Source organism: Streptococcus sp. DD11, from assembly GCF_001578865.1.
Lineage (GTDB): Bacteria > Bacillota > Bacilli > Lactobacillales > Streptococcaceae > Streptococcus > Streptococcus panodentis.
The window spans coordinates 207,625-219,063 of the sequence record NZ_KQ969394.1 but is presented as its reverse complement, the minus strand read 5'-3'; the positions used below and the strand labels follow the sequence as shown (position 1 = coordinate 219,063).

General features: G+C 50.4%; 9 protein-coding genes. 8 read left to right on the top strand and 1 reads right to left on the bottom strand.

All coding sequences use genetic code 11. The annotated features are described in order from the left end of the window. The coding region (locus STRDD11_RS06945; protein WP_128836845.1) for a threonine aldolase family protein at positions 1-832 on the bottom strand (832 nt) is incomplete at its 3' end. 432 nt (positions 833-1,264) lie between these two features. Here STRDD11_RS06945 and STRDD11_RS06940 point away from each other — a divergent pair. From STRDD11_RS06940 to STRDD11_RS06905, 8 genes are all read left to right on the top strand, one after another. Then, a complete protein-coding gene (locus tag STRDD11_RS06940) occupies positions 1,265-2,158 on the top strand; it encodes a LysR family transcriptional regulator (RefSeq protein WP_128836844.1) in 894 nt (297 codons plus the stop codon). A 90-nt stretch (positions 2,159-2,248) separates the two neighbouring features. Continuing rightward, positions 2,249-3,634, top strand: a complete 1,386-nt coding sequence (locus tag STRDD11_RS06935) for a glycoside hydrolase family 1 protein (RefSeq protein WP_128836697.1) — start codon at positions 2,249-2,251, stop codon at positions 3,632-3,634. 36 nt (positions 3,635-3,670) lie between these two features. After that, entirely contained in the window at positions 3,671-3,931 is a 261-nt protein-coding gene (locus STRDD11_RS06930; RefSeq protein WP_128836696.1) for a hypothetical protein, read from the top strand. Positions 3,932-4,200: 269 nt separating this feature from the next. Beyond that, complete coding sequence (gene glmS / locus STRDD11_RS06925; RefSeq protein ID WP_128836695.1) at positions 4,201-6,015, top strand: glutamine--fructose-6-phosphate transaminase (isomerizing); 1,815 nt, start codon at positions 4,201-4,203, stop codon at positions 6,013-6,015. A 516-nt stretch (positions 6,016-6,531) separates the two neighbouring features. Next, complete coding sequence (locus STRDD11_RS06920) at positions 6,532-8,304, top strand: PTS mannitol transporter subunit IIBC (protein WP_128836694.1); 1,773 nt, start codon at positions 6,532-6,534, stop codon at positions 8,302-8,304. Between the two features lie 25 nt (positions 8,305-8,329). Further along, entirely contained in the window at positions 8,330-10,285 is a 1,956-nt protein-coding gene (locus tag STRDD11_RS06915) for a BglG family transcription antiterminator (RefSeq protein WP_128836693.1), read from the top strand. A 1-nt stretch (position 10,286) separates the two neighbouring features. Further along, positions 10,287-10,724 carry a PTS mannitol transporter subunit IIA gene (locus tag STRDD11_RS06910; RefSeq protein ID WP_128836692.1) on the top strand — a complete coding sequence of 146 codons (438 nt, stop codon included), beginning with the start codon at positions 10,287-10,289 and terminating at the stop codon, positions 10,722-10,724. Positions 10,725-10,778: 54 nt separating this feature from the next. Further along, a partial coding sequence (locus tag STRDD11_RS06905) for a mannitol-1-phosphate 5-dehydrogenase (RefSeq protein ID WP_128836843.1) occupies positions 10,779-11,439 on the top strand: 661 nt, incomplete at its 3' end.

Here is an 11,439-nt window from a genome sequence, read left to right as displayed (position 1 = left end):
TTAGGCAGGAACGGATGCAGTCAGCCAAGCGGATGGCATCACAGGCGATCTCTTGGTAGAGATTGTCCTGAAAGAGCTGGTCAAACTGAATCCCCAAAATCCGGCCCTTGGCCAGCAGGGCTCCATGCTGCTTGATAATACTGGTAAAATGGGGAATGAGATCAGGATTAGGCAGGACAACGGCTTCGCCAAACATGGCTCCGCACTTGGTGCCTCCGATATAAAAAGCTGTGCAGAGCTGAGCCAGGTCAGCCAGACTGACATCATTTGCGGGAGCAGCCAGAGCATAGGCCAGTCGGGCCCCGTCCACATAGAGAGGGATGCTGTAGCTGCGGCAGACTTGGGAGATGACCTGCAGCTCGGCTTTCGAATAGAGAGTGCCCAGTTCGGTCGGCTGGGAAAGGTAGACCATGCCCGGCATGACCATGTGTTCGTGGTTGCCGTCGTTCCAGTAGTCTGCCAGCGTCTGTTCAATCTGCTGGGCAGTCAGTTTGCCGTCCTCGCTGGGGATTTCCAGGACCTTATGGCCGCCAAACTCAATGGCCCCGGCTTCATGGACACTGATATGGCCGCTTTGGGCGGCGATGACGCCTTGGTAGGAGCGGAGCAGCGCTGCGATGACGACCTGATTGGTCTGGGTGCCCCCGACCAAAAACCGAACCTCCGCTTGCGGACACTGGCAGGCTTCCCGGATTCGTCTTTTGGCAGAGGCGGAGAACTCATCGCTGCCGTAGCCGCTGGTCTGCATCATATTGGTTTCTGCCAATTTTTCCATAATGCGCGGATGAGCAGCCTCTAAGTAGTCGGATGCAAAAGAGAGTGTGTGGGTCATGATGTTACCTCGTTCTTGCTTTCTTGATAAATTTAGTGTACACTAATTTTATCTATTACACAAACGGTATATTGTCATGTCTTTCATGACAAATCATCATACCAGACTCAATCCGGGCTAAAAATCTTCATTCTCTTTGAAAATCAAAGTTGGCGGTGGGACAGACTCCCATGACGGCTGCGCTCTCACCCACAGGAGTATGTATCTTTTGGAAGATACCGTATCAGATTTCTATCTGCTGCCTTAAAGCCAGGCTTTTGTGCCCCTTGCCTCTTTGATTTTCTTTGACGATAAAAAGAGAAATTTCCTTGAAGCAGCTGCTTTCCTATTTTCCGCAGCCGTTGCAGTCTGGCTGCTTGTAAATGCAGCGGTCTTTTGGTGCTTTCTTTTTTTTTTTTTTTGAACGCCCTGATGTCTGATGAAGGAGAAATGATGGATGCAGTAAAATGTCAGGCCTTTTTAAAGGCTGCAGAGCAAGGTTCTTTTACGGCAGCGGCCGACAGTCTGTCTTACAGTCAGTCCGGCATTACCCGTATGATTTCCAGTCTGGAGGAGGAGCTGGGTTTTCCGCTCTTTATCCGGCAGAAAAAAGGGGTGACCCTGACAGAAGACGGCCGGCTGATGCTGCCCCTGCTGCGGGAGCTGGTTCAGGCTCATCAGCATGCAGAGGAACTGGGGGCAGCGATTCGCGGGCTGGTCAGGGGCTCACTAACCCTGGGCTGTTATTTCAGTGTATCCTCTATGTGGATGCCGGAGATCCTGCAGCAGTTTGCTCAGGACTTTCCGCAGGTCAAGGTGACCATGCTGGAGGGTGGCAACAAGGAGATTGCCAAATGGCTGACTGAAAAATCGGTGGATCTTTGCTTCTGTGCCAAGCCAGGCAGGGGGGTAGACTGTGACTGGATAGAGCTCTATCAGGATCCGCTGGTAGCCTGGCTGCCCAGTCAGCATCCCAAGGCTGCGGCTGCTTCTTTTGCAATTAAAGATTTGGAAAGGGAGTCCTTTATCCATACTCTGCCCGGCCAGGATACTGATCAGGACCGGCTGATTGAGCAGGAGGGGCTGAAGCTGCAGACCCGCTTTAGCACCAAGGACGGTTTTACGACCTATAATATGGTGGAAGCAGGCCTCGGCGTCAGTTTTAATCAGCGCATGATTGCCAGAAAATGGTCGGGCCGGGTTGCTCAGGTCCCGCTGGCTCCTCAGCGATTTGTCTCTCTGGGTCTGGCCCTGCCCCGCTCGGCCGATCCTTCCCCTGCAGCCAAGCGCTTTATAGCCTGTGTGGAGGAAATGGTGGAGGAGCTCGCTGGCGGAACAGCGCTTTAAATAGCAGAAGATTTAGAATAAATTGTCACTGTTTTCAAAGCCCTGTCTGGTGTATAATAAATAAAAAATGACAGTGTGAGGTAGAAAAGGATGATTCAGTTTCCGGATGGTTTTGCTTGGGGGAGCTCCACTTCAGGCCCGCAGACGGAAGGCCGCGTTCAGGGGGATGGCAAGGGAGACAATCTGTGGGATTACTGGTTCAGTCAGGAGCCCAATCGTTTTCATGAAGGCATCGGTCCTGAGCAGACTTCTGGTTTCTATGAAAATTGGGAAAGCGATATAGAGCTCTTGTCTGCAACAGGCCACAGCATGTTTCGGACTTCCATCCAGTGGTCCCGTATTTTCCCGCTGGGAGAGGGTGAGGTCAATCAGTCAGGTGTTGATTTTTACCGCAGAGTCTTTGAGCGCATCAAGTCCAAGGGCATTCAGCTGTTGGTGAATCTCTACCACTTTGATTTGCCCTTTGCTTTGCAGGAAAAAGGAGACGGCTGGGAAAATAGGGCAACTGTTGAAGCCTATGAAGCTTATGCTCGTTTTTGTTTTGAAACTTACGGAGACTTGGTGGACAGGTGGATTACTTTTAATGAGCCCATCGTACCGGTTGAGTTCGGCTATTTTTATGACGGTCACTATCCCCACAAGGTGGATGCGCAAGCAGCAGTCCGAGTGGCCTACCATACTCAGCTGGCCAGTTCTCTTGCGGTCAAGGCCTGTCATGAGGTGAATCCGGCAGCCAAGATTGGCATCGTCCTCAACCTGACCCCGGCCTATCCCCGCAGCCAGCATCCGGATGACCTGAAAGCAGCGCGTATAGCAGAGCTCTTTCAGGCCAAATCCTTTCTGGATCCTTCTGTGTTGGGGGGGTATCCGCCGGAACTCATCCAGCTTCTGAAGGAGCAGGAGCTGCTGCCGGCAGTGGCTGCGGCAGAGCTGCAGACGATAAAGGAGCACAGGGTGGACTTTTTAGGGGTTAATTATTATCAGCCGCTGCGGGTGGCTGCTCCTAGGTACCTGCCGCATCCGGAAGCTCCGCTGATGCCGGATAGATTTTACGAGCCCTATGCCATGCCCGGCCGGAAGATCAATCCTCATCGGGGCTGGGAAATTTATGAGCAGGGGATCTATGATATTGCTGAAATGATCAAGCAGCATTACGGCAATATTGAATGGATTCTGACAGAAAACGGCATGGGAGTAGAGGGAGAGGAAAGATTCCGTCAGGACGGAGTCATTCAGGATGACTACCGGATAGACTTTGTTAAAGGGCATCTGAGGGAGCTGCACCGAGCAATCCAAGATGGGGCCAACTGCAAAGGCTATCTCATGTGGACCTTTATTGACTGCTGGTCTTGGCTCAATGGCTATAAAAACCGCTATGGGCTGATTGAGCTGAATCTGCAGACACAGGAGCGCAAAATCAAAAAATCAGGCCATTGGTTCAAAACGGTCAGCCAACAGAACGGTTTTGATGCTTAAGGGAAAGCGTCAGCAAACTAGGCAGGAGCAGACAGGATGGCAGCGGGCTGCTCAGAGGCTGAGACAGACTCCCGTGATGACTGCGCCCTCACCCACAGAGGGATGGAGCTTTCACAAGGAAGTGTCAAAAAATCTAGCAGAAATTTTGAGGCGGCAGATAAAGCTTCGCTTGCCTTATCCACAACCTTTATCAGTCCTTCAGATTTGACGAAAGTCGGCGGTGGGACAGACTCTTTATCCCCAATCTCCAACAGTCCGGAAGGACTCTTGGAGCAAGGCGGCGCTGATGTGGTTTGAAGAGATTTTCCAAGAGTCCGACCAGTCTGGGAGGCTTTTGTTTTCTGACACGGCAGACTTGCTGGACCAGTGCAGTTTCAATCCTTCGAATCCAGCTTCTTGATCCTAATCATAAAAAGCTTAAACAAAACTATACCAATTTACCAGTTGACAAATAAAAAATCAATGTGTATACTGGTTTTGTTGGAATTTAGAAAGATAAATTTGACTATACCAATTTCGAAGGAGGAACTGGCTCCCTCAGAGTTAGGGAAGCTGGAAGGAATACTATGTGTGGAATTGTCGGAGTTGTGGGCAGCCGCAACGCAACAGATATTTTAATGCAGGGCTTGGAAAAGCTGGAATACCGTGGCTATGACTCAGCTGGAATTTTTGTAACAACAGGAAAAAATGCCAGTCTGGTCAAGTCTGTCGGCCGCATCGCCGACCTGAGGGCCAAAATCGGCATCGATGTTGCCGGCTCAACCGGTATCGGACATACCCGCTGGGCGACCCACGGAAAACCAAGCGAGGACAATGCTCATCCCCATACTTCTCAAACAGGCCGTTTCGTGCTGGTCCACAACGGAGTGATTGAAAACTATCTGGATATCAAAAATAACTACCTTGCGGGTCATGATTTCAAGGGGCAGACGGATACGGAGATTACGGTTCATCTGATTGGCAAATTCGTTGAAGAAGATGGTTTGACTGTTCTGGAGGCTTTCAGAAAAGCGCTTCACATCATTGAAGGATCGTATGCTTTTGCCCTTTTGGATGCTGAAAATCCTGACACCATTTATGTCGCTAAAAACAAATCACCGCTCCTCATCGGGCTGGGGCAGGGCTACAATATGGTCTGCTCCGATGCCATGGCCATGATTCGTGAAACCAGCGAATACATGGAAATCCATGATAAGGAGCTGGTGCTTGTCAAAAAAGACAGTGTTGAGGTTCAGGACTATGAGGGCCGCCCGCTGGAACGCGAAAGCTACACTGCGGAGCTGGATCTGTCTGACATCGGCAAGGGCACCTATCCTTACTACATGCTCAAGGAAATTGACGAGCAGCCGACTGTGATGCGCAAACTGATCAGCACCTACTCAGATGAAAATAAGCAAATGGCCGTTGATCCGGCAATCGTCAAAGCCGTTCAGGAAGCCGACCGCCTTTATATCATTGCAGCGGGAACTTCCTACAATGCCGGCTATGCTTCCAAGAGCATGCTGGAAGAGCTGACCAATACGCCGGTGGAGCTGGGGATTGCTTCGGAGTGGGGCTATGCCATGCCGCTGCTGAGCAAGAAACCGATGTTTATCCTGCTCAGCCAGTCTGGAGAGACAGCTGACAGCCGGCAGGTTCTGGTCAAGGCCAATCAGATGGGCATCCCAAGCCTGACCATTACCAATGTTCCAGGATCTACGCTGTCCCGCGAGGCGACCTACACCATGCTGCTGCATGCCGGTCCGGAGATTGCCGTAGCTTCCACCAAGGCCTATACTGGTCAGGTAGCGACTCTTGCTTTTCTGGCCAAGGCAGTCGGTGAAGCTGATGGCAATGAAAAGGCTCAAAACTTCGACCTGGTGCATGAGCTGTCTATTGTGGCTCAGTCTATCGAGTCCACTCTCTCTGAAAAGGAACTGATTGAAGAAAAGGTGCGCGGCCTTCTGGAAACGACCCGCAACGCCTTTTACATCGGACGCGGCCAGGACTATTATGTCGTCATGGAAGCCAGTCTCAAACTGAAAGAAATTTCCTATATTCAGTGTGAAGGTTTTGCGGCTGGAGAATTGAAGCACGGGACCATCTCACTCATTGAAGACGGTACACCGGTGCTGGCTTTGATTTCTAACAATCCCGCTGTGGCCTCCCATACCCGCGGCAATGTGTCAGAGGTAGTGGCCCGCGGTGCCAAGGTTCTGACAGTGGTAGAAGAAGGGGTGGAAAAAGAAGGTGACGACATCATTGTCAACAGGGTCCATCCATTCCTGTCCAGCATTTCTATGGTCATTCCGACCCAGCTGATTGCCTACTATGCTTCCCTTCACCGCGGACTGGATGTAGACAAGCCGCGCAATCTGGCCAAGGCTGTAACGGTAGAATAAGCGCAGCGTCTGTATTCATGATATAGGCTTTTAGAAAAGTTCGGTGCAGAAGCTGAGGCGAGATCTTTCACGAAAGTGTCTGATGAACTGTGCAGGGGAGACGCTGGCTGACCAAAGGCAAGAGAAGCTCTCCCAACCACTGTGTCTTGAAAATCAAACGACTAAATTATAGGAAGCTGGGTACTGTTGTCCCAGCCTCTTTTTTTATCGTCCTGTACTTTAAGCGATAGGGCAGCGAGCTGTCCAAAGCACTGCTTTGAGGTTGCGGATAAAGCTTCCGCTAGGAAGTGCCAGCTGTACTGGGATAGGGCTGATGGCGGTGGGACAGACTCCCGTGATGGCTGCGCCCTCACCCGCAGAGGGAGCTATCTTTTGGAAGATACTGTATAAAATGAAGGTATTTGAAACAAAGAAGGAGGGAGTCTGACATTCTGTCACGAAAAGTGTGACAAGGTTTGAGTTTCAAGCGCTTTCATTTTGAGATATACTGGTCTTAAGAAAAGGAGGATTTTCTCAATGCAAGAAAAAACATCATTGAAAGTGAGAGTGCAGAAGCTAGGTACCTCTCTTTCCAATATGGTTATGCCTAATATCGGTGCCTTTATCGCTTGGGGCGTACTGACTGCTCTCTTTATTGCAGACGGTTATCTGCCCAATGAACAGCTGGCCGGCATCGTCAGTCCGATGCTGACCTATCTCCTGCCGACCCTGATTGGCTACACGGGTGGCTATGTTGTCCATGGTCAGCGCGGCGCGGTAGTCGGTGCCATCGCTACGGTCGGTGCTATCACCGGATCCAGCGTCCCTATGTTTATCGGCGCTATGATTATGGGGCCTTTAGGCGGCTGGACGATCAAGAAGTTTGATGAGAAGTTTCAGGAAAAAATCCGTCCGGGATTTGAAATGCTGGTCAATAACTTCTCAGCCGGCCTGATTGGCTTTGCCTTGCTGCTACTGGCCTTTTATGCAGTAGGTCCTGTTGTGTCTGTCCTGACAGGGGCTGTCGGCAGCGGTGTAGAAGCCATTGTCAATGCCCGTCTCCTGCCGTTGGCAAATATCATCATTGAGCCGGCTAAGATCCTGTTCCTCAATAATGCCCTCAATCACGGTATTTTCACTCCGCTGGGAGCAGAGCAGGTTGCTCAGGCCGGAAAATCCGTTCTCTTCCTTCTGGAGGCCAACCCTGGTCCCGGTCTGGGAATCCTGCTGGCTTTTGCTCTCTTTGGCAAAGGCTCAGCCAAATCCTCTTCATGGGGAGCTATGATTATCCACTTCTTCGGTGGAATCCATGAAATCTACTTCCCTTATGTAATGATGAAACCGGCCCTTTTCTTGGCAGTTATGGCCGGCGGTGTTTCAGGAACCTTTACTTTCCAAATGCTGGATGCCGGTCTGAAATCTCCGGCTTCTCCGGGCTCTATTATTGCCATTATGGCCATGGCTCCTAAAGGCCTCTGGCCGCACCTGAATGTCCTCTTGGGTGTTCTGGTGGCTGCAGCGGTTTCCTTCTTTGTAGCAGCTGTGATTCTGAAAGCAGACAAGTCAGCAGAAGAGGATGCTTTAGAAGCAGCTCAGGCAGCGACTCAGGCGGCCAAGGCCCAGGCCAAAGGCCAGACTGCCCCGCTTGCGGTGGCCGCAGACAGCGCTATTTCAGCTGACTCTGTAGAAAAAATCATCTTTGCCTGTGATGCCGGAATGGGCAGCTCTGCTATGGGAGCCAGCATTCTCCGCGACAAGGTGAAAAAAGCCGGTCTGGCTATTCCGGTATCCAATCAAGCCATTTCCAATCTAACGGATACCCCTAAGACCCTGATTGTGACGCAGGAAGAGCTGACTCCGCGGGCTAAGGGCAAGACTCCGAGCGCTATCCATGTATCGGTGGACAATTTCCTGGCTTCTCCTCGCTATGATGAGATTGTTGCTTCGCTGGCCGGCACTGCTCCGGCAGCTGAGGGAAATCAGCAGGAACCCGTGGTCCAAACGGTACAGGAAATTGATCTCAATCATATCGATGCAGTCGTTGTGGCTTACGGAAAAGCGCAGGGCTCTGCTACTATGGGCTGCGAAACCATCCGGGCTATCTTTAAGAATCACGATGTCCGCATCCCGGTTTCAACCGCAGCTATTGCAGATTTGGCTGACTACAGTGCCAAGAATATCATGATTGTCACGACCATCGGTCTGCAGGCAGATGTGCAGCAGGCTGCACCCGATTCACAGTTCTTAATTGTTGATAGCTTGGTAACGACGCCAGAATATGATAAGATGGTAGCAAGAATGCACAAATAAAAACAGGAGGTCGTGTGACCAACGAATGTTATTGACGAAGAGAGAAGAACAACTGCTGAAAGCTTTCCTGAATGTAGGGAAGCTTTCAATGCAAGATATGAAAGAAATCTTGCAGGTTTCTTCCAGAACCATCTACCGTACCCTGTCTGATCTGACAGCCAGCTTAGAGCGGCAGGAGATTCAGATTCACAAGCTGGGCAGGTATTATTTTCTGGCCGGCGATATTGCCAGTCTGCCGACGGACTTGGAGGTGCAGACCGCTTACAGTCAGCAGGAGAGGCTGATCTACATTACCTATCTCCTCCTGACGACCGAGGGGGCCACCACCAACGAATCGCTGCAGGAAAGTTTAAAAGTCAGCAATGTCACCATCATTCAGGATATTGCAGATATTGAGAAGCGTCTCTTGGATTTTGATTTGAAGATAGAGCGGCAGAAAGGCTATAAAATATCAGGAGATCCTCTTCGTCAGAGGAGGCTGCTGGCTGTTTTATTGACCAATGCCATTTCAGTGGCTGACTTTTCAGCGGGAAATATTGGCGGTTATGAAATATTGGACCCTGAAAGGATCCAGCTGGCCAGCCAAATCTGCACGGCCTTTCTGACGGATTTTCCTGATTTGGATGCTAAGATGAAGATGTTTTTTGCCATCCTGCTTTCCCTCATAGGGGGGGAGCAGCATGTGGACATGCTGCCCAATATCAGCAAGCAGGCCTTGGAGATTTCGCAAAATATTTTTCAGGATTACTCAAAGCAGACAGCCAAATTTTACAGTATCCAAGAGATTATCTACTATGCCAGCATTCTGGATGAGCTGATTATCAAGCGGCAGGACAATCCGCTCTTTACAGAGAAATTTGACGGAGAATTCTTCTATAATGTTTCCAATCTGATTGATACGGTCTCTATGTATACCAAGATTGATTTCTTTAGGGATAAGGTTCTCTTTAAGTTTCTCTTTCATCATATTCGTCTCAGTCTGGGGATTCCCATTCTCTTTCCGGATGAGGCTCTGCCGGATTCCATTCAGCTTTTAGTGGAGAGAAATAAGTTTCTCCATGCGGTGGTCAGCCTGCTGGTCAAGGATATTTTTCCAAAATATCTGCAGCATGATTACGAATACGGGCTCATTACCCTGCACTTTATTTCCAGTCTGGGCCGCAGCCCAGAAATCTATCCTATCCGGATTCTGTTGCTGACCGATGAGCGGCGGGTGACCCGGGATCTGCTGGTAACCAAGATTAAGAGCGTGGCTCCTTTTGTCGAATGGATTGACGTTCAGTCTCCGGCGGACTGTCCGCAAATAGAGACGGACCAGTATGACTATATCCTCTCAACCAAACCGCTGGCTAGGCAGGAGGTGGATATTATCTCCAGCTTCCCTTCTGTCAAAGAGCTGCTGGAGCTGCAGGAAAAACTGCAGCAGGTTCGGGATAACCGCACGGTTGTGGCCCGCGATGAAGTCGGCAGAGAAAAGACTTACGACCTGCAGGAATATCTGATTGCCAGCAGCCACCTGCTCAGCCAGTTCAGCCTGTCTGCTCTGGACAATGGTGACAGCTTTGAGAAAACGGCGGCGCAAATGGTCCGCCTGCAGGAAAATGTGCTGGATCAAAGCTATCTGACGCAGAAACTGCTCTCGCATTTCCAGGCCAATCCCATGGCCATTCCCAACACCGGTCTGGCTCTGCTGCATACTCAGTCCAGCAAGGTCACAGTCAGCAGCTTTACCATTTACGAGCTGCAGAGACCTATTGCGGCTGTATCCATGAAGGGCGAGCAGGAGAGCGTGACAAGGTGCCTGCTCATGCTGACGCCCAAAGATGTCAGCGAGGAGATGCGGGACCTGATGACGGCCATCAGCCAGTCCATGATTGAAAACCATCTCTATACAGAAATTTACAAAACAGGAAATCAAGCTATTATCTATCAGCTGTTAAATGCTATTTTTAACGAAAAAATCAAAAAATTGGAGGATTAAGATGAAACTTGAAAAAAATTTGATTAAACTCAATGAGCAGTTTTCTGACAAGGAAGAAGCCATCCGCTACTGCGGGAAGATTCTTTATGACGGCGGTTTTGTCAGGGAAGAGTATATTGATGCCATGGTTGAGCGAAATCAGGAGCTGTCGGTCTATATGGGGAATTTCATTGCCATTCCCCATGGGACCGATGCCGCCAAGAAAGACGTTCTGAAATCTGGTATCACCGTGGTGCAGGTCCCTGAGGGTGTTAATTTCGGGACGGAGGACAGCTCTCAGGTAGCGACCGTTCTCTTTGGCATTGCCGGTATTGGCGACGAACACTTGGAAATCATCCAGAAAATCTCGATTTTCTGTGCGGATGTGGACAATGTCATCAAGCTGGCGGATGCCCAGTCAGAAGAAGAAGTGATCCGCCTGCTGGACAGTGTGGAGTGAGCTGGCGATGGTATCCAGGTATCCGTTCAAAGCAGCAAACAAAGGAGAAAATCAATGAAACATGCAGTGCACTTTGGGGCCGGCAATATCGGCCGCGGTTTTATCGGCGAAATTTTATTTGAAAATGGCTTTCATATTGATTTTATTGATGTCAATGAGAAGGTGATTGATGCCCTGAATGAGCGGGGAAAATACGAGATTGAAATAGCTCAGGAGGGCCAGCCCCGCATCGAGGTAGCCGATGTCGCCGGTATCAACAGCAAGGAGCATCCGGATCAGGTCGTTGCAGCCATTCAAAAGGCGGCTATTGTGACCACTGCCATCGGTCCCAATATCCTGCCCTTCATTGCTGAGCTTCTGGCCAGGGGGATCGAGGCCCGCCGGGCTGCCGGCAACACGCAGCCGCTGGATGTTCTGGCCTGTGAAAATATGATCGGCGGCTCTCAGTTTCTCTATCAGGAAGTCAAGAAATACCTGAGTCCGGAAGGATTGGAATTTGCCGAAAAGTATATCGGTTTCCCTAATGCTGCGGTGGACCGGATTGTACCGGCTCAAAGCCATGAAGATCCGCTCTTTGTCGTGGTGGAGCCCTTTAATGAATGGGTGGTGGAAACCAGTCGCCTGAAACATTCAGCGCTGCGCTTAGACAAGGTCCATTACGAAGAAGATCTGGAGCCTTTCATTGAGCGCAAACTCTTCTCCGTCAACTCCGGCC

Coding starts and splice junctions, on each gene's coding strand:
- STRDD11_RS06940 (WP_128836844.1), top strand. CDS start 1,265: ATGGATGCAGTAAAATGTCAGGCCTTTTTAAAGGCTGCAGAGCAAGGT.
- STRDD11_RS06935 (WP_128836697.1), top strand. CDS start 2,249: ATGATTCAGTTTCCGGATGGTTTTGCTTGGGGGAGCTCCACTTCAGGC.
- STRDD11_RS06930 (WP_128836696.1), top strand. CDS start 3,671: ATGGCAGCGGGCTGCTCAGAGGCTGAGACAGACTCCCGTGATGACTGC.
- glmS (WP_128836695.1), top strand. CDS start 4,201: ATGTGTGGAATTGTCGGAGTTGTGGGCAGCCGCAACGCAACAGATATT.
- STRDD11_RS06920 (WP_128836694.1), top strand. CDS start 6,532: ATGCAAGAAAAAACATCATTGAAAGTGAGAGTGCAGAAGCTAGGTACC.
- STRDD11_RS06915 (WP_128836693.1), top strand. CDS start 8,330: ATGTTATTGACGAAGAGAGAAGAACAACTGCTGAAAGCTTTCCTGAAT.
- STRDD11_RS06910 (WP_128836692.1), top strand. CDS start 10,287: ATGAAACTTGAAAAAAATTTGATTAAACTCAATGAGCAGTTTTCTGAC.